Here is a 19223-nt window from a genome sequence, read left to right on the forward strand (position 1 = left end):
GGAGATACGATGCGCATCTGCGGTATCAAGCTGACCCATGACGGGGCGGTCGCTCTTGTCGAAGACGGACGGCTGGTCTTTTGCGTCGAGCAGGAGAAGCGCGGAAATAATCCGCGGTATCAAGTTATCGACAATCTCGACGCAGTTGTCGCCGCCTTGGCGGAACATGGTCTTACCCCGACGGATGTTGATCACTTTGTCATCGACGGCTGGGACGGGGAGATCGAGTCGCAATTCAAAGTCCTCAGCGGCGCGGCATCACTCACGCTCAAGGGAGCGCCCTATGTTGAGCGCCATGCCGATGGCGTTCTCGATTCACGTGACGGCCTTGGCCTGATGCTCGGCGGAAGCGACTTCCCCTATAGAAGCTATCCGCACATCACAGGCCATGTGGCCTCCGCCTATTGCACCAGCCCCTTTGCTAAGGCCGGACAACCAGCGTTCTGTCTCGTGTGGGACGGTTCCATTGCACCACGCCTGTACCATGTACAGCGCCGGGGCGCGCGCTTCATCGAATGTCTCTTTCCGATGATTGGGCATGCTTATGCTGCCGCTGGTCATCACTTCGGACCCTATAAGAAGGCAGATCGCACCAACTGGGACCTGGGTGTCGCAGGCAAGTTGATGGCGTACATCGCGCTTGGGTCTATAGATGAAGATGTTATCGCGGTGTTTCAGGAGCTTTATGAAAGCCGCTTTGCAGCCGACACGGAGTCAGCTCGTCGTTACCGCGCCGACATCAATAGCGCGGAATCGTCACTTTCCGCTATGCATGAGTTCTTCGAGGCGAGCGCGTTGCGATTGACGGACAAGCGGCATGAAGATGTACTCGCATCGTTTCATTGCTTCCTCGAGCGTCTTCTGGTCCGAGAAATCGCGATGGCGTTGCTTCGGCACTCGTCGCTTCCGGGAGCACGCAATCTATGTATAGCTGGTGGGTGCGGGCTCAATATCAAATGGAACAGTGCCCTGCGCGGTACGGGCTTGTTCGACGATGTCTGGGTACCGCCCTTTCCGAATGACAGTGGCTCGGCGATCGGTGCCGCTTGCTGCGCGATGGCAGCTCAGAATGGTTTCGTGCCCCTGGAATGGTCGGTCTACAGTGGTCCGGCCCTGCAAGCTAGTGAGATCCCGGCTGACTGGGAGGTCGCGCCGTGCGATGTACGCGAGCTTGCGTCACTTCTCGCCGACAACAAGCCCGTGATCTTCCTTGCGGGGCGCGCCGAGCTCGGACCACGAGCCTTGGGGGGCAGAAGCATTATCGCCGCGGCGACGTCCCCAGAAATGAAGGATCATCTCAACGACATCAAACGTCGCGAACGCTTTCGACCGGTAGCGCCGATATGTTTGGAGGATCGGGCGCCGGAAATGTTCGACCCTGGTACCCCAGATCCTTATATGCTTTTCGATCATCAGACACGGGCGGAATGGCGGGACAAGATCCCCGCCGTTATACATCTTGACGGATCTGCGCGATTGCAGACGATTTCCAGAACGTCTCAACACGAGATCGCCGAGCTCCTCGTTGAGTATGAGCAGCTCACGGGCATTCCGCTGCTTTGCAATACAAGTGCCAACCACCTCGGGCGTGGCTTCTTTCCGGATGTCGCAGCGGCCTGTCAATGGGGACGTGTTGAGCATATTTGGTGCGACGGGCGGCTCTGGACCAAAACAGTCGTAAGGGAGTCGTCGCCGGCTGAACGACTTCTTTCAGCTTGACATGAACATGTCGACCCTAGCAATCAACCTTGCCGGCGTAAGAAAGGCCTTTGGCAACAAGATCGTTGTCAACGAGCTGTCGTTCTCGGTCGCGCGGGGTGAGTGCTTTGGTCTACTGGGACCGAACGGCGCGGGCAAGAGTACGATTGCGCGTATGGTCCTCGGGATGGTGTCGCCGGACCTGGGCGAGATCACGGTGCTCGGCCAGCCAGTACCCGCACGCGCTCGCCTGGCGCGAGTGCGGATCGGGGTGGTCCCGCAGTTCGACAACCTTGAGCTCAATTTTACCGTACGCGAGAACCTGCTCGTATTCGGGCGCTACTTCAATAAGAGCGCACGCGAGATCGAAGCGCTCACGCCATCACTGCTTGAGTTCGCCCGCCTTGAGAACAAGGCGGAGGCGCGCGTTGCGGAGCTCTCCGGCGGTATGAAGCGGCGGTTGACGCTGGCACGTGCCCTGATCAACGACCCGCATCTGTTGATAATGGACGAGCCAACAACCGGTCTAGATCCACACGCTCGGCACCTGATCTGGGAGCGCTTGCGCGTGTTGCTGGCAAAGGGCAAGACGATACTCTTGACCACCCATTTCATGGAAGAGGCCGAGCGATTATGCGACCGGCTGTGCGTGCTCGAGCAAGGCCGCAAGATTGCTGAAGGCAAGCCCAAAGAATTGATTGACGCGCATATCGGATGTGACGTGGTTGAGATCTATGGCGGGAATCCGCGTGATCTGTGTGCGCAGGTCAGGCCCTATGTGCGACACATGGAAGTGAGCGGCGAGACGCTCTTTTGCTACGCTTCAGATCCGGAGCAGGTGCGCGCGCAACTGCGTGGGTACGCGGGTCTACGGCTTCTGCATCGTCCTCCGAATCTCGAGGATGTGTTCCTGAGAGTGACCGGGCGGGAGTTGGAGAATTGAAACGATGAGTGAAGGTTATTCACCGGTCATGCCCGCCAACGCATACAACTGGGTCGCGGTGTGGCATCGCAACTTTCTGGCATGGAGGAAAGTGGCGCTCGCATCGGTTCTCGGGAACCTTGCCGACCCGATGACCAACCTGTTTGGCCTTGGCTTTGGCCTCGGAATAATTGTCGGTCGCGTTGACGGCACTTCATACATCGCGTTTCTCGCGGCTGGCATGGTCGCAACTAGCGCGATGACCGCCGCGACGTTCGAAACTCTCTATGCGGTGTTCGCCCGCATGGATACTCAGCGCACCTGGGACGCAATCCTGTCCACACAGCTAACACTTGGCGATATCGTCTTAGGTGAATTGGTGTGGGCAGCCAGCAAGGCGGTTCTGGCAGGAACGGCAATTTGGACTGTTGCAGCCATCCTAGGCTACGCGGAGTGGCCGTCTATTGTCTATTCGGTGCCGGCGATTGCGCTCACTGGCGTCGTTTTCGCAAGCCTGGCGATGATCGTTATATCTCTTGCGCCCAGTTACGATTATTTCGTGTTCTACCAAACGCTCGTCATGACACCCATGGTGTTCCTGTGCGGCGCCGTGTTTCCGCTGGATCAACTACCAAGCACATTGCAGCATGTGGCGAGCGTCCTGCCTCTGGCACATTCGGTCGACCTGATCCGCCCGTCGATGCTTGGACGGCCAGCGGGCAGCGTCGCCCTGCATATCAGTGCGCTTTGCGTTTATGCGGTGCTTCCGTTCTTCCTGTCCACGGCGATCTTTCGCCGGCGCCTTATGCGTTAACGCCAAGCGCGACGGAACCAAGGAGACAAAATGATGTGCTGTTACGAACTTGGCCTGGGCGCCTCTTAAGTCGACGACCCTCAGCACGCGTTTACGCACCTTACGCATAAGCAAATGATTGTGTGACAGGCCACCGCGGCCTCGCTATCAGGTGAATGGAGAGAAAAATGCTGTGTCTTGGAATGAGCGGCGGTCTGGACAAGGTCCACGAAAATCCACTCGATCTCCCGAACACATTTCTCCACGATGGGGCCGCCGTACTGGTCCGCGACGGACGTGTGATCGCAGCGATCGAGGAAGAGCGGCTCAACCGAATCAAGCATTCGAACAAGTTCCCACGCAATGCTATACAGCACTGCCTAGCATCAGCCGGGGTGCAACTCTGCGACATCGACCGCATCGCGTTCTACGCGACCGAGGCCTATTGCAACGCTATGCTCGAACGATTGATCATTTCGCAGCCGGATCTCTCGATTCCGTTGGATGCCAAACTGTTGCTGCAGAATCTGCTGTTGCAGGAATTCGGTACCGAGGTTGATCCATCACGCATCTCATTCGTGAACCATCATCTGACCCATTCCGTTAGCGCATTTGCGATGTCGGGCTTCGAGCAGAGCCTGATCCTCTCCATCGACGGAGGCGGTGACTTTCTATCTGGCCTCGTGGCGGTAGGCTCTGGCACTCAAATTGAGCAACTGGCGACCTTCCCGGAGAATAACTCTCTGGGGCTGTTTTATCTCGAGGCGATTCGATATCTCGGTTACGGGCTATTCGACGAATATAAGGTGATGGGGCTCGCCCCTTACGGGGATCCTGCAACCTATCGCAAGCTCTTCGAGCAGTTCTATGAACTCTCAGACAATGGTGGCTACCGCGTCCATCTGGACCGAATCGGGCCCGCGTTGCTCCGCAACATCGAGGTCCGGAAAAAGGGAATGCCATTCACGCAGCAGCATCGGGATGTGAGTGCTTCGTTGCAGGAGGCCCTGGAACGGATTGTGTTTCATGTTGTGAGGCACTATCGCGAGCTCACTGGTATGAAGCGGTTGTGCCTGGCCGGAGGCGTAGCACACAATTGCACTGTGAACGGTAAACTTCTGTATTCAGGGCTTTTCGAAGATATCTTCGTGCAACCTGCGGCGCACGACGCCGGTTGCGCTTTAGGCGCTGCACTCATGGCGTCCGACGAGCTGGGGCGGCCTGCTCCCCGTGAGCGTCTTCAGGAGGTGTATTGGGGCCCCGATCTTGGCAGCGAGGGCGCGATGGAACAGGAACTGAAGGCATGGGCCGGTCACCTCGACATCGAACGCAGTGATGACGTGGCAGGCAGTGCAGCAGATTGGATGGCTAACGGCGCCGTGATTGGCTGGGTTCAGGGTCGTTCAGAGTTCGGGCCCCGTGCTCTTGGCAACCGTAGCATTCTCGCTGATCCGCGCCCGGCCGCAAACAAGGACCGAATCAATGCGATGGTCAAAAAGCGTGAGGGATATCGCCCCTTCGCGCCCTCAGTGCTCGAGGAGGACGCGGACGAATTCTTCGAACTTCCTGAGGGGAAGCGCCATTTTCCCTTTATGAACTTCGTCGTTCGCGTCCGCGACGCCAAGCGCGATTTGCTGGGCGCCATCACTCACGTCGACGGCACAGCGCGGCTGCAAACGGTCTCGCGCAAGACAAATCCGGCCTACTGGGACCTCATCAATGCGTTCAAGCGGAAGACCGGCATCCCGGTCCTGCTCAATACGTCATTTAACAATAATGCCGAGCCGATAGTAGATTCGGTTGCAGACGCGATCGCTACGTTTCTGACAACAGACCTGGATGGACTGGTGGTCGGGCCATTCCTCGTCAAAAAACGGGCTACGAAGCTGGAGGACTGGACAGCGCTCGCGATTTCGTTGCCGCCGTATGCATCTCTCTATCAAGTTCGTGCGTATACCGGGAGAGATCGCCAGGAGACTGTCTGCGAAATCCGTACTGGTCACGCCAGTCGTAACAGTGTGCGGATCTCACATGATTTGTTCGATCTGCTGATGCGGATCAAGGGCGAAGGCGTTCTCGGAGAGGTCCTTGACACGGTGACAATCGATCAGGCGAGGCGTGAAGCTCTCGTCAGCGAACTGCGGTGTCTGTGGGAGCAGCGCCGCGTCAACCTGCATCCCTCCACACGCTATTCGCGTGTATCCAAGCAGCGCTCAAACGTGAAGGGGAGCTGATGTTGTGGCGGTTTTCTATGTGCTCACACAAGGTTGCTTTAGGTTAGTAGCGCGGCGTACTAACCGACTGGGTTCAAGGTGCGTCGATGCAACGTCCTCGGGCATGTAAGCAGTTAGCAGGCCCGACACGGCAGGTCGTCATGCTGTGAAGTATTAGCAGCGGAACTGATCTGCACTACGATCGGAGACGATGGCATCGGGAAGAGTCTGGTGTACATGCTCCGCTATCCAGCCGGTATCCGGGAACGAGGCAAGGCTAATGCGTGTTGGTGGTTCGATGAATGAGCGGTTTGTGGTTTCTCGCCGACGCACAGGGTTCGGTGATTGCCTATGGTCGCTGGCGGCGGCTTGGAGCTACGCGAATCGAACTAACCGGACGCTCGCTATCGACTGGCGGGGCTCCTGTTATCTTGAGCAGCCATTCGTGAACGCCTTTCCATTGTTCTTCGGACCTATTAAGGACATTGCCGGCGTACGGGTCATCTGCGATGATCAGATTAATGAATTCTCGTTCCCCGGCCCATTCTTCCCAGGGTGGTGGAATAAGCCCTCAATCGACAGCGTATTCCGTCCGGATGAACAGATTTTCCGAGAGCGTGACGAACTGCGTCAGCTATTTGACAGCCAAGAGGATTGCGACGCCAACACGGTGGTGTGTGACGCCTGCTTGATGTGGGGGTGCGATGAAGACGCCGAACGACAGATATTTCGGAGCGTCCAACCGCGGTCTGAAATTCAGAGGCGGATTGACGCCATCTATCGAGATCAGTTTGCAGGACATAGCATAATCGGCGTTCATGTGCGGCATGGCAACGGCGAAGATATCATGGGGCATGCGCCCTACTGGGCCGATCCGGAATTCGCGTTGCAACAAGTATGCATGGCCATTCACAAGGCAAAGGCACTACCGCACCCAAAGCCCGTAAAGGTGCTTTTGTGCACGGACAGTGCGCAAGTGCTTGATCGGATCACGACTGCGTTTCCTGATCTCATCACTATCCCAAAGCACTTTCATTCCCAGCAGGCCGGCCCCTTACACAGTCCGGCGCTCGGGGTCGATGGCGGCGTCTCCGCTCTCGTCGAGATGTATCTCCTCGCGCGCTGCGACACCGTGATCCGGTTCCCGCCGACGAGCGCCTTTACGCGCTATGCCCGCCTCTTCGTGCCACGGATTTTTGAGTTCGATTTGAACGATCCGAGTCGGGTCATCTTGATTGAGGAACTAGCAGAAGATCTCGAGCTCCATGAAAGCGTAAATCTGATCAATCCGCCCTGTTGAAGCAAATGATGCAGGCGTGTACCGGTTGTGGCTCGTCGCGGACGAAGCTCACATACGAGGCCGGTTATGTCAGATCCGCCTTCGCGTTACTGCCGCGCCATTTGACGAGCAGGCTGGTTCCCGGCGTAGTTCTCGACATAGAACCTTATCCCTCGCGATGGGGATCAGAGGCTGCCGCCATCCGACCAATCTCATACGCCGGGGATCGCCCGTAGACGTTTCGCAGGAATCAAGCAGCATCACGGCTCGGCTGGCTGGTCATTGAGGATCTGCGATATGCGGTGTCGTAGTGCGGGTTCACACTTGCGGGGCACTCTAGGCCAGGCTCGCCATATCGAGCGTTGCTGTTGTCGGAAAGCAAACGGGAAGTGTCTGGAATCCGCCAGAACAGGACATTTGGCCGCGAAACCGCCAGGCATTCCTCGTCGTCGCAGTGGCCCAAATCCTGCAGCGCGCGCGTGGGCGCGACTAGAGGATGGGAGGTGCCCCTTGATTATCGATCTACCAAACGGCAATCCGGTAGCCGGTGCGAGGTCGGCGGCGGACGTGGGCCGTCGGTTTCACGCCGAGAGGACGTGCGTCCAGCACGAAGAACGGAAGACAGCGTTTCTGACCGGGGCATCCCGCGGTATCGGTCACGCCACCGCCAAGCTATTTTCGGAAGCGGGATGGCGCATTATTTCTTGCGCCCGTCAACCGTTCGATGGCGGGCGCTGCCCCTGGGAGTCGGGGGCCGACGACCATCTGCAGGTCGACCTCAGTGACCATCGGATGCTGCCGCGCGCGATCGCCGAGGTCAAAAAACGCCTCGCGGGCGCACCGTTGCACGCGTTAATCAACAATGCCGGCATTTCACCGAAAACGTCAGATGGCGCCCGGCTGACCTCGTTGACGACATCAATCGAAACGTGGATGAGGGTGTTCCACCTCAATCTGGTGGCACCGATCCTGCTAGCGCAAGGTTTGTTGGACGAGCTGAAAGCCGCGTCAGGATCGATTGTCAACGTCACCTCAATCGCGGGTTCGCGGGTGCACCCGTTTGCCGGCAGCGCCTATGCGACGTCGAAGGCTGCGCTCGCGAGTCTCACCCGCGAAATGGCACATGATTATGCACCGCATGGCATTCGTGTGAATGCGATCGCCCCCGGGGAGATCAAGACGGACATGTTGTCGCCGGACACGGAAGCGCGTCTTGTGCCAAATATCCCCCTGCGCCGCGTGGGCGCGCCAGAAGAAGTGGCTAAGGTCATCTTCTTTCTCTGCTCAGATGCGGCAAGCTATGTCACGGGTACCGAAATGCCGATCAATGGTGGCCAACACCTATAGTCGGCGAGACTTGGCAATTCGCAGTTGATGTGAGCTACGTCAATGAAACTCCTGCTTGCCGCCAAATCCGCGTATGCAATTGATTGCCGTGCAGGAAAAGATGCCATCTTTCTATGTCATCTCGTCAAAACTTGACGTTAGATCGACAATGACATGCAACACGAAGCTCGCAAACCCGAACAAGGTGTCATGCTGCATATCCCTTCCGCACGCGAAAAGCTTATCTCACAGTCAGAGGGCGACCGCGAGGTCTCTATTGAGTCATCACGCGAGAGCGCGCTGACTGGCATTTCCGAGATATCGAAGGTGCTGGCTGCGCCCGGTCGGCTCGAAGTTGCGTTGACCAATGTCGTCAATCTTCTTCAATCGTTTGTGCAGATGCGAAACGGCGTCGTCTTGCTCTTCGACGATGATGGAATGCCGGACATTACCGTGGGCGCCGGCTGGAGCGAAGGCAGCGACGAGCGCTACCGGATGTGCCTGCCAAAGAAGGCGATTGACCATATCGTAGCGACCGATAAGCCGCTGATTGCCGAGAACGTAACAACGGGGGCGGCTTTCAGTGCTGCGGATGTAAATGCGCTCGGAGCCTGCGACGACATATCAGTGTCCTTCATCGGCGTTCCTATTCGGATTGATGCGAAAGTCGTCGGTACTCTGACCATCGATCGCATCCTCGATGAACGCTCGAGCGGCCGGCTCGATTACGACGTGCGGTTGCTCGCCATGATCGCCAATCTGGTGGGCCAGACGGTGAAGCTACATCGCCTGTCTGCGGGCGACCGCGAGCGGCTGATGACCGAGAAGGGCCGGCTGCAGAAGCAGGAGTTCAAGCAACCTCCGCGGGAACGTAAAAAGGTTCACATCGACGGGATCATTGGCGACAGCCCGTCGTTGCGAGCATTGCTGGAGAAGATCGCGGTGATAGCCAAATCGAACAGCACGGTCTTGGTGCGCGGCGAATCCGGTACTGGTAAGGAACTGGTCGCCAAGGCTATTCACGAGCTCTCATTGCGCGCCAAACGGCCCTTCGTTAAGCTTAATTGCGCGGCCCTCCCTGAGACCGTCCTGGAATCCGAATTGTTCGGGCATGAGAAGGGGGCCTTTACCAGCGCGTTCAATTCGCGCAAGGGGCGCTTCGAGCTCGCCGACAAAGGGACGTTGTTCTTGGACGAAATCGGCGAGATCTCAGCTTCGTTCCAGGCCAAGTTGCTGCGCGTCCTGCAAGAGCAGGAATTCGAGCGTGTCGGTAGTAACCAGACAATCAAGGTCGATGTTCGCGTAATTGCCGCTACCAACAAGAACCTTGAAGAGGCTGTGGCAAGGAATGAGTTCCGCGCCGACCTCTATTATCGGGTCAACGTGGTTCCTTTGCTGCTGCCGCCGTTGCGTGAAAGGCGCAGCGATATTCCGCTTCTCGCCACAGAGTTTCTCAAAAAATTCAACCGCGAGAACGGCCGTGCGCTGACCTTCGATGTGAGTGCTATTGAAGTACTGATGAAGTGCGGCTTTCCCGGCAATATCCGCGAGCTCGAAAATTGTGTCGCGCGCACTGCGACCCTGGCGCCTGGACCATCGATCGTCAGAAACGACTTTGCATGCTGCCATGGTCAGTGTCTGTCTTCGGTGCTGTGGAAGAGCAGATCGGACGAGATAGCGCAGGAGCCGGGACCGAGCGCGTCCATGGCCGTGAGGGTCGCTGCGCCGCTAACAGAAGCTGCTGCGCCAGCCTCGCCTGTCGGCGGCGAGCTCGCTCCGCTGGCACCTGCGGGCGCAGCCTTGGTAAGTGGCGCGAAGATAACTGATCGTGAGCGGGTCATTGCCGCCATGGAAAGATCCGGGTGGGTACAGGCCAAGGCAGCGCGCCTGCTGGGATTAACGCCGCGCCAGATAGGCTACGCGCTGAGGAAATACGGCATCGAGATCAAGCGGTTCTGAGCACGCTATTGGACTCGCGCCCCATCCCCAACCTGCAACAACTGTGACCAAGACGATCAAGTGCACGATCCGATGCGCTCGGTCCGTCTGCGCTGGATTGATCATGGTCGACGGGAACTGCGGTCACAGGAGAAATTGACCTGGTCCACGAGCGATCGACTTGCTCCTCGCGGTGCGAGGCATCATCCGCTGGAATCGGGTGCGGAACCAGGGGCGCCCTTAAGCGCTGGGCCCGCTGCGGCGGGATGATCTGCGTCTGGATTGATTCGGGTAGAAGCGCCTTCCGTTAAGTTGAGCTCTTCTCGATCAGAGCGGCCACACATCATGCCACTAGCAAGACGCTGTCGCAGCAACCACGAATGTCGATTTTGTTTTGTCGGCGAACGTCGGGCGGCTACTGCCATTTCGCCTAAGCCTTTGCCTTCGAGTCGAATCTTGAGCCATCGCGCGTTGGTACGACACTTGCTGTCCGGATGGTCAAGCTACAGCAACTTCTGGAGAAGTATATGCACAGTGTCGTCTGCATCAAGCAGGTTCCCGACTCCGCGCAGATCCGCGTGCACCCGGTGACCAATACGATCATGCGCCAGGGCGTGCCGACCATCATCAATCCATATGACCTCTTCGCGCTGGAGGCCGCGCTGCAGCTGCGCGATCAGTTTGGCGGCGAAATTACCGTACTTACAATGGGCCCCCCCTCGGCGGAGGATTCCCTACGCAAGGCGCTGACCTTTGGCGCCGATCGTGCCGTTCTGCTCACCGACCGCTGCTTCGCGGGCTCCGACACGCTGGCAACAACTTACGCACTGGCGACCGCCATCCGAAAGATCGCTAAGGAATATGGTCCGCCTGACCTCATCTTTACTGGCAAGCAGACGATCGACGGTGACACCGCGCAGGTTGGCCCCGGCATCGCGAAACGGCTCGGCGTGCTGCAGTTGACCTATGTCGCTAAGGTCAGAGCCCTGGACCTCACCGCGCGTACGATTGAAGCGGAGCGGCGCTCCGAAGGCGGTGTCCAAGTCCTGCACACCAGATTGCCGTGTCTCATTACCATGCTGGAGGCGACCAACCAAATTCGCCGCGGTGCCATGGCCGATGCATTGCGTGCCGCTCGCGCGCCGCTCGTGAAATGGAGCGCGCAAGACGCTGGCGTCGAAGACCTCTCCAGATGCGGTCTCAAGGGCTCCCCGACCGTTGTCAAGCGGGTGTTTGCCCCCTCTGCGCGCGCTGAGAAAGCGGCGCTGGTGGAGGCCGCCGAGCAGCCGGCGCAAGCGTTGATTGATGCCATCTTCAAGCACCAGCCCAAGCTTGAAACCGAGCTTGTGACACTGGCACGAGATGCCTGATCTTGAGGAGCTTGGCGATGAGCAATGTTATCAGAGCACACGACTAGCGGAGGGACGGACCGCTGCCAGGAAAGAGATGGCATGATCGAAACCGTGCGGTCGATAGCAATGGTCGGGGCCAGATTGGGCCGGAAACCGCCAAAGCGTCGACCATGGCGAAGCGCAGCAGGGATGTGCCGTAGTTCGAGCCCGGAAAATATCTTGGATCGAATAACAGCTCGCCAGAACGGAACGCCGCATCGCCAGCCGAGCAATAGCCGCATCCGCTAACCTGGCCTTGCCTCTGTCCGATACCGCAGGGCAGCCTGCCGAACCAGAAATGGCCGACCGGGTGCGAACGGCGGAAGCTGGCTGGTCCACATATCTCAACAAGAGCAAGACAGCATTGGCGCAGACGGTCAGCTCACCCGGCATCAATGCGAGGAAACGCGCCGATACCGGTGGAGGGCGGGTAGACGATTATCAGGTGGATGAAGCTCCGTGCAGCAGTACGGGACCCATTGCTGCCTGGACGCCCTTGGCCACGGTTTATTTGGCCGCAATGGCGAACCTTGACTTATAAGCGTGGGGCCGACGGCTAGCGTGGTGTGGCTTGCACGCCTAAAGCCTTGCCCGGCCCTTCAGGCCGGAACGGCTTCGCAACTTTCGATGGCTTGGCGGTCCCTGGATAGACGGTGAGTGCCGCGATGATGCCGAGCAGAGCTGCAAACATCAGCCAAAGGCCAGGTGAAGCCTTATCATCTGTTTGGTCGATTAACCAAGTCGAGGCGAGTGGCGTAAAGGTGCCAAACAACGCGGCCGCGAGTGCGAAAGCCAGAGAGAAGCAGGTTGTGCGCACATGCGACGGTACGATCTCAACAAGAGCGCCGAGCATAGTGCCGCTATAGATGCCGAAATAGAACGAGAACATCATTGCGACCGCCAGCATTTTGCCGAAAGTGGGTGCGCTTACCAACCAGTGCAATGCCGGATAGGTGGTCACCAATGCAAGGCCCGCAATGGTTAGCAAAACCGGCTTGCGGCCAACTCGATCGGAGACGGCGCCGCCAATTGGATTCCAGATGAAGTTGCTGACGTCAACCAGAAGCGTCACCAAGAGCGCGTCCTGGGTGGACAGTTTCAAGACGTTCCTGCCGAATGTGGGCGTGTAGACTGTGACGAAATAGAACGTCGTTGTAGTCAAGATCGCGATCATCATTCCGAGAATGATGACGCGCCAGTTGGTGAGGGCCGAGGCAAAGACCTCGCGGGCCGTAGGATGCTTCTTCATGGCCAGAAATTCTGGCGTTTCCTCCAGTGTCCGGCGCAGGAAGAAGATAAGCGGAATAATGAGGCAGCCGAGAAAGAACGGGATGCGCCAGCCCCAGGCAGCTACTGTTTCGACCGACATCGATTCGTTCAGCACGTAGCCAACAATCGCCGCGACAAAGATCGCGACCTGCTGGCTGGAAGACTGGAACGAGGTGTAGAAACCACGCTTGCCCGGAGTTGCAATTTCCGACAGGTAGACCGAGACGCCGCCAACCTCGACGCCGGCGGAAAAGCCCTGCAGCAGCCGTCCAGCTAGCACGATGATGGGGGCAGCAATGCCGATCGTCGCGTAACTGGGACAGAAGGCGATGATCACAGTGCCGATTGCCATAATTGAGAGCGTGACGATCAGACCTTTCCGACGGCCAATCTTGTCAATATAGGCTCCGAGCACGATCGCGCCGACCGGACGCATCAAGGCGCCAAGCCAGAACACGCCGAAGGTGTTGAGCAGCGAAGCCGTCTCGCTCTCAGACGGGAAGAATGCCTTCCCAATGGCGCTGGCGTAAAAGCCGAACAGAAAAAAGTCGAACTGCTCCAGAAAATTGCCGCTAGTTGCACGCAAAATTGCGCCGATGCGCGATTTCACCGTAGGTGCCTGCGCGATGAACATTTGTGGCACTGCGAGTTTCCTCCCCGTCTGAAATGGCCGGTTGCGGAAAAACCTCACGCCCGCCCAACTGCAACTTAGGCCGGAATCTCTCGTCATAGACACTACCGGCCGACCCGAAAGCGCCTGATCTTTTCGGCATATTTTCGGCAACGGTGGCATTGCCGCACAAAGTTTCGGATTTGTTTTGCGATGTTCAGCGAGGAACCATCCGCGGACCTGTCGATGGCAACGCAAATATTGTGTCCGACTTCAGCCCTCGGAAAGTCAATCGCTGCTTTCTTGGTGGCTCGATCGAGTGTCGATTGTCCTCAGCGTGAAATGCTGAACTTTTCCCAACGCCGTTCGCGGCAATTCTTCCGTGAAGATGATTTCGCGCGGTGTCTTGAAGCGGGCGAGCTGCGATTGGACATGCGCTGTCAGTGCATCGGCTTCGATACGAGCCCCCGGTTGCCTGATCACATAAGCGATTGGCACTTCATCCCAGCGCTGATCGGGCCGACCAATGACAGCGCATTCGGCGACATCGGGATGCTCCATCAGCACACGCTCGATTTCTGCCGCGTAGATATTTTCTCCGCCGGAGATGATCAGATTCTTCTTGCGATCAAGAATCCAGAAATACCCATCGGCATCGCGGCGGCCGATGTCACCAGTACGATACCAGTCGTTATGAAATGCCTCGCGTGTTGCCTGTTGATTGCCCCAATATCCGCAGAAGATACTGGGCCCGCGCACTGCGATCTCACCTGGGGTGTCTGGCTGCAACGTATTGCCTGCATCGTCGGTGATCGTCGCTTCACAGCATAGACCAGGTAAACCGGTCGACCCGCCACGCGCAAGATCGCCGCCGAGTCTCGTATATACTGCAATGGGGCAAGTCTCTGTCGAACCGTAAACCTGCAGGACTGGCACCCCGCGCGCGACAAAGCGTTCGCTAAGGTGCTTCGGCACCATTGTCGAACCAGTGCAAATTGCCTTCACGGAGGATAAGTCCGTCGTCGCCCACCGAGGATGGTTGGTCAGGGCTTGTATCGTGGCAGGCACCAAAACTGCCAGCGTAGGCCGGTCGCGCTCAAACGCGGCAAGCGTCGCCTCTGGCGTAAAACGCGAGTGAATAGTAACCGTCGCGCCGTGATGCAACGCTGGCGTAGTCAGGATATTCAGGCCGCCAACGTGAAACAAAGGCAACACTGTCAAGACATGATCGGCCGAGCTGAGGTCATGCATGTGCTGACTCATAACCCCATTCCACAGCAACGCTTCCTGACGCAGCACGGCTCCTTTCGGTCGCCCTGTGGTCCCTGACGTATAGACAATCAGAAAAGGGCAGGACAGGTCTGCGTCTGGATTGCGACCGTCGCTGCAGCCTCGCTCCAGGAGGCTGTCCCACTTGCTCCCGCCGGAAGGCTCAAAATCCAGGCCGACAACGAGTGTGTCGGGCAGTTGCTCCGTCAGAGCTGGCAGGAGTGCGTCGAAGACGTGTTCAAGAACGAGCACCTTGGCGCCGGCGTCGGACAGGATGAAGAGCTGCTCGCCGACCGCAAGTCGCCAGTTCAGTGGCACGAGGATTGCGCCGAGCCGTGCGCAGGCATAAAGCAGGGCCAGATAGTCAGGGCGGTTCTGGCTGAGGATCGCGACGCGGTCACCTTGCTCGACGCCGAGCTCGCTTTGTAGGGCGCGAGCGACATGCTCGATCCTTTGATTGAAGGCGGCGTAGCTTAAAGTCTGCCCATCGAAATGGATCGCGGGTTTGTCGGGAGCGAACGACGCGTTACGCTCAATCAGTGTGCAGAGATTCACCTCAGGTCGTCCCCGTCGTTGAGATCTGCGCAATACGTCTGCCCCGAGGCATCAGATCGCTGAGCCTATGAAGTCCATCTCGCGATCCCAATCGCGGGCTGTTGCGTCGAGTGGCCCCCAGGCGGGGACGATCATCAGGCGGTCCTAACAGGAAAATGCAGCTTTTGATGATGTCATTTGTCATGGGCCTTGCCTCGATGGATGCCCCTTGAGAATTGAAAGTTTCGGTGCCTGCTCAACTGCTGAGTTTTGCTCGGCATTGTTTGCATGCATCTGCCGGTGGTGATACTCACACCACGACGATTGTTTCTTGCCTGGTCTTCGAATTACAGGCTCGCCGCACATATAGGCTGCTCTGGCATCTCCATCTTTGAATCCGACAATGGCTCGGCATTGGCCCTCGGTGTGGTCGATCAATAGAACCTTCTTCGCGCCATCGGGTTTTTTCACCGTGCCGCTCCGAGGTGCCAGGCAATCGTTTCCAATGTCGCACCAGTCATGCCGGGCGACACTTACAACCCAAGCCCGTTGAGAACGCCAGCGATCGGTTGATCCTCGCGCATTCGCGAGATTCTGGCGCCCGCCAACTTTGACGAACAGAACGAAAAGGTTCGTTCGTCGAACCGGCTTGGGGACCTATTCCAGCTACTCGAGGGACTCGGTTTCGAAGGCCTGAAACCCTGGAGGCGGGCAGGGGAGTAGGATGGAGTTCGACGACGCCGGTCATCGGGAGTCGGGATTGAAATGAACATTTGCGGCGTGATTCTGAGACGTTGAGACATTCGCGATCCTTACCTCGGCCTGTCCCGAGACTGACGCCACCTCCCTGAGACCGTACAACTTAACGTTACGTCCGATTCAAGCCCTTTGGCTCCGCATTGTGAATATGTCCGAAGCTCCGGGGCTCATTGGCTGAACGCAGCCCCGGCGTCTGGTACGAATTGGAAGCCTGACATTTACAGGGACGTTGGTGAGGAAGGCGACAACGGACCAACGCGGCAACGAGCAAGCGCTTCCTTCGCGAACCTGTGACTTTGCAAGATTACGTTCGCCGCACGAAAGTGGGAAGATCTACCAGCCTGCCAATTGTGGTGGGGGTGGGCTTGAGCGCTGAGTCTGGTCTTCTCGCCACAATGTCGCTGTTGCCGGTCGACATGAGTTGGCGTTATCGAACTGGCGGGTAGCGCGGCTAACGTTGAGTTCACAACGTCAAATGAACGATTGGTCCAGACTTGCGTCGCCTTCGAACCGATTGGGACCGCGCCGATCAGAGGCTGCTTTCGATGTGTGCGCGAATGGCGTTGGCGTCGGAGTCAATCCAGCCGCGTTCCCGGGCGCTTGCGACCATCTTGGCGTAGGCTGTTTCCCAGGTCTCATAGTCCTTGAGGCGACCGGGCAGCGTAGGCACTAGATCAATAGGGACCAATGCATTGTCTTGGTCAACGAGCGTGATCCCTCTCAAGGCTGAAGTGCTAGGGTTAACTGGGTCCATCAATACGACCTTGAAGTTGCAAAAATCCAAAGGATTCACCAGTCTGAGGCCCGTTTGTGAGGAATATTCTATCACCATTGCTCGGCTCCTCATTGCGGCCTTCGAATTAATCCGGCCGATGTTCGTTTCGGATAGAGACAGTACACAAAGACTGCACTCAGTCATGCGGTAAGGTTCGAAGCGCGCCCTGCAAGTTGATCAATGGCTCGCCATGACCGGGGCGGGTCGCGACAACTCGGCCGATAAAGATGCTATGTGTACCAATCGTCTTGTGATCGTGCAAAATGCACTCGAGCGTGCAAACTGCGCCCTGCAAAAGCGGCACATCGAGAACGCCCTGATTCCACCGCGCCGTATCGAAGCGATGGGCACCTTTAGCGGCATCCCGGCCGCCGAATCGCAGCGCGAGGTCCTCCTGATCACCCCCGAGAAGATTCACTCCAAAACTTCTGTTGGCGAGTATCGCGTCATGAGCCTCAGATCTGGAATCGATGGCGACCAGCAGACAGGGCGGCTCAATGCACATGGAGGCCACAGAACTGACCGTCAGCCCACGCCGGCAGACGGTCTTTCCGGTCGTCACAATTGCGACACCACTCGCCAGGTTTCGCATGGCCTCACGGAACTCTGTCGCCTGAATGGATGGGATGTCGCACATGTCGAACGGAAACTGGGAGTTCATAACCTGCCTATAGAGTGGTACGCGGTTTCCAGCGCATCGCTATGCGCACATTGTTTAGTTTAATCAGGCGTCTCGTGCTGGTTGTTCGATGGGGCCCAGCGATGGACAGAGTGCAGCCGGGCACGACTATCCCGTTGCATCGGTAGTGACGACGAATCCGGAAGGCGCGGAACGGCTCGCCGCATTGCGCCGAACTGCGCTCGACGGCCGCAGCCTCGAGGACCTGGCCATTTCGGCTCATTGCAGCGAAACTCCTGCTAAGGCGCTTCGAGAACCCGAGGTCGCGATCGGTACAGGTTGCCTGAACGAGGTCGGTAGGCGCCCGGACGCCAACTGATGCGATTTCCGTAGTGGCGAGCAGATTCCGCCCCTCTCTGTTGTAGGGCATCAGCGCCTCTATTGCGTTCTGACAACGTTGAGAACGCGCGTTTTAGCAGCGAGAAGATGATGATCCAGCGTCGCGTGCAGCACACCGCGCAACTCTGGCGGGATCGATGCGTCTGTGTCGATCAGTTCTCGAAACTTCCGCACAATGTGTTCTATCTGTGCGATTGAATCGAACACTTCCATCATTGGCGAGGGCGTCATTGATTGTCTCCTTTGACGCGCAGCGCGCATGATGCTGAGAACCTTGATCTCGCCAATAGCGTGTTGGTGATTCCGTGGAGAGCTTCGCACCGGATATTGCGCGCTGGCAGTGGTCCGTCGCCGCTAAAGCTTGGTCCAATGCGCCAAGCTCGTCGCTGCGCCCCGGAAGTGGCGGTGCGATGAGCCATACAGCGCCGCCATCTTCGCGTGCCGATTCGAGCGCGCGGGTGGAATGAAGGCGAATGGCACCTCAGGGCTGGCCTGATTGGGTGCCATGAACTAGCAAGTTCTGGTTTGCCTATCGAACTGCCCCGGTGCCTTGATGCCGTTTGCGATGAGAACTCGAAGCTATTCCAGCCTCTTTGAACGGCGTTTCCAGTCATCACTGCCATCCGGTCCCAATCGCTGTTGCGCGCAGCAGCAGTTGGCTCGCCGCGTTCACATCGGCTTGTCTCATCAGGCTCTCGCCGATCAGAAAGGTGGATATGCCAACGCGCGAAAGCCTGACGAGATCGTTGGGTCCGAGGATGCCGCTTTCGCCGACAATCAGACGGTCCTTCGGAATGAGCGGAGCCAGTGCCTCGCTGGTTGCGAGCGTAGTCTCGAACGTGCGCAAATTGCGGTTGTTGATGCCGATCATCGGCGAGCGAAGGGTGAGGGCACGCTCGAGTTCCGCGCCGTCATGGACCTCGACCAGCACGTCCATGCCATGGGTCAGGGCGGCAGCCTCGATCTCGCGGGCAGCGCCATCATCTAGCGCGGCCATGATGATCAGGATGCAGTCGGCGCCATGGGCGCGCGCCTCGACAACCTGATAGGTATCGAACATAAAATCCTTTCGCAGCACCGGAAGAGCCGTCTGCGCGCGCGCCGCCACCATGAAGTCGAGATGTCCCTGGAAGGACGGCGTGTCCGTCAAGACCGAGAGGCAGGCCGCGCCCCCCGCCTCATAGGCGTTCGCAAGCGAGGGGACGTCGAAGTCGGCGCGAATGCAGCCCTTGGAGGGGGAGGCCCTCTTGATCTCAGCAATCAGGGCGCACTCACGCGCGGCGTGTTTAGCGCGGATCGCGCTGACGAAGCCGCGTGGAGGCGGCGCAAGACGCGCGAGCGCCTCGACGTCCGGCAGCGGCAACGCGCGCTTAGCAGCCGCAATTTCCTTGCGCTTGTAGGCTTCGATCTTGGTCAGAATGTCGGACAT

The 19223-nt window shown here is 58.1% G+C and carries 15 protein-coding genes; 8 read left to right on the plus strand and 7 right to left on the minus strand.

The features are described from left to right. Positions 1 to 9: 9 nt before the first annotated feature. From nodU to FBZ93_RS27475, 8 genes are all read left to right on the plus strand, one after another. Positions 10 to 1719 carry a nodulation protein NodU gene (gene nodU / locus FBZ93_RS27440; protein WP_146990192.1) on the plus strand — a complete coding sequence of 570 codons (1710 nt, stop codon included), beginning with the start codon at positions 10 to 12 and terminating at the stop codon, positions 1717 to 1719. 1 nt (position 1720) lies between these two features. Next, the gene (gene nodI, locus FBZ93_RS27445) at positions 1721 to 2641 is read left to right on the plus strand and encodes a nodulation factor ABC transporter ATP-binding protein NodI (protein WP_208764065.1); all 921 of its coding nucleotides are present in this window, start codon (positions 1721 to 1723) and stop codon (positions 2639 to 2641) included. A gap of 4 nt (positions 2642 to 2645) precedes the next feature. Beyond that, the gene (locus FBZ93_RS27450; protein WP_146990194.1) at positions 2646 to 3434 is read left to right on the plus strand and encodes an ABC transporter permease; all 789 of its coding nucleotides are present in this window, start codon (positions 2646 to 2648) and stop codon (positions 3432 to 3434) included. Between the two features lie 167 nt (positions 3435 to 3601). Next, positions 3602 to 5647, plus strand: a complete 2046-nt coding sequence (locus tag FBZ93_RS27455) for a carbamoyltransferase family protein (protein WP_146990196.1) — start codon at positions 3602 to 3604, stop codon at positions 5645 to 5647. A gap of 259 nt (positions 5648 to 5906) precedes the next feature. Beyond that, the gene (locus tag FBZ93_RS27460) at positions 5907 to 6926 is read left to right on the plus strand and encodes a nodulation protein NodZ (RefSeq protein WP_283810848.1); all 1020 of its coding nucleotides are present in this window, start codon (positions 5907 to 5909) and stop codon (positions 6924 to 6926) included. A gap of 546 nt (positions 6927 to 7472) precedes the next feature. Next, the gene (locus tag FBZ93_RS27465) at positions 7473 to 8252 is read left to right on the plus strand and encodes an SDR family NAD(P)-dependent oxidoreductase (protein WP_433995449.1); all 780 of its coding nucleotides are present in this window, start codon (positions 7473 to 7475) and stop codon (positions 8250 to 8252) included. A gap of 153 nt (positions 8253 to 8405) precedes the next feature. Next, positions 8406 to 10190, plus strand: coding sequence for a nif-specific transcriptional activator NifA (gene nifA, locus FBZ93_RS27470; protein ID WP_146990198.1), 1785 nt, complete (start codon positions 8406 to 8408; stop codon positions 10188 to 10190). A gap of 506 nt (positions 10191 to 10696) precedes the next feature. Continuing rightward, positions 10697 to 11539, plus strand: a complete 843-nt coding sequence (locus FBZ93_RS27475) for an electron transfer flavoprotein subunit beta/FixA family protein (RefSeq protein ID WP_146990199.1) — start codon at positions 10697 to 10699, stop codon at positions 11537 to 11539. Positions 11540 to 12116: 577 nt separating this feature from the next. Here FBZ93_RS27475 and FBZ93_RS27480 read toward each other — a convergent pair. The 7 genes from FBZ93_RS27480 to trpC all read right to left on the minus strand — a co-directional run bounded on the left by FBZ93_RS27480 (position 12117) and on the right by trpC (position 19223). Further along, positions 12117 to 13463 (minus strand): MFS transporter, encoded by a 1347-nt coding sequence (locus tag FBZ93_RS27480; protein ID WP_146990422.1) that lies wholly within the window; start codon positions 13461 to 13463, stop codon positions 12117 to 12119. 264 nt (positions 13464 to 13727) lie between these two features. Continuing rightward, positions 13728 to 15263: a class I adenylate-forming enzyme family protein gene (locus tag FBZ93_RS27485; protein ID WP_146990201.1), complete on the minus strand. Its 1536-nt coding sequence runs from the start codon at positions 15261 to 15263 to the stop codon at positions 13728 to 13730. Between the two features lie 180 nt (positions 15264 to 15443). After that, positions 15444 to 15713, minus strand: a complete 270-nt coding sequence (locus FBZ93_RS27490; protein ID WP_146990203.1) for a hypothetical protein — start codon at positions 15711 to 15713, stop codon at positions 15444 to 15446. Between the two features lie 817 nt (positions 15714 to 16530). Next, positions 16531 to 16833 carry a hypothetical protein gene (locus FBZ93_RS27495; RefSeq protein WP_146990205.1) on the minus strand — a complete coding sequence of 101 codons (303 nt, stop codon included), beginning with the start codon at positions 16831 to 16833 and terminating at the stop codon, positions 16531 to 16533. 79 nt (positions 16834 to 16912) lie between these two features. Beyond that, on the minus strand, positions 16913 to 17437 hold the full coding sequence (locus FBZ93_RS27500; RefSeq protein ID WP_246667664.1) for a flavin reductase family protein: 525 nt from the start codon (positions 17435 to 17437) through the stop codon (positions 16913 to 16915). Positions 17438 to 17833: 396 nt separating this feature from the next. After that, positions 17834 to 18025, minus strand: a complete 192-nt coding sequence (locus FBZ93_RS27505) for a hypothetical protein (RefSeq protein WP_146990207.1) — start codon at positions 18023 to 18025, stop codon at positions 17834 to 17836. Positions 18026 to 18407: 382 nt separating this feature from the next. Next, positions 18408 to 19223 carry an indole-3-glycerol phosphate synthase TrpC gene (gene trpC / locus FBZ93_RS27510; RefSeq protein ID WP_146990208.1) on the minus strand — a complete coding sequence of 272 codons (816 nt, stop codon included), beginning with the start codon at positions 19221 to 19223 and terminating at the stop codon, positions 18408 to 18410.

The sequence above is a fragment of the Bradyrhizobium macuxiense genome, assembly GCF_007993935.1.
Classification (GTDB): domain Bacteria; phylum Pseudomonadota; class Alphaproteobacteria; order Rhizobiales; family Xanthobacteraceae; genus Bradyrhizobium; species Bradyrhizobium macuxiense_A.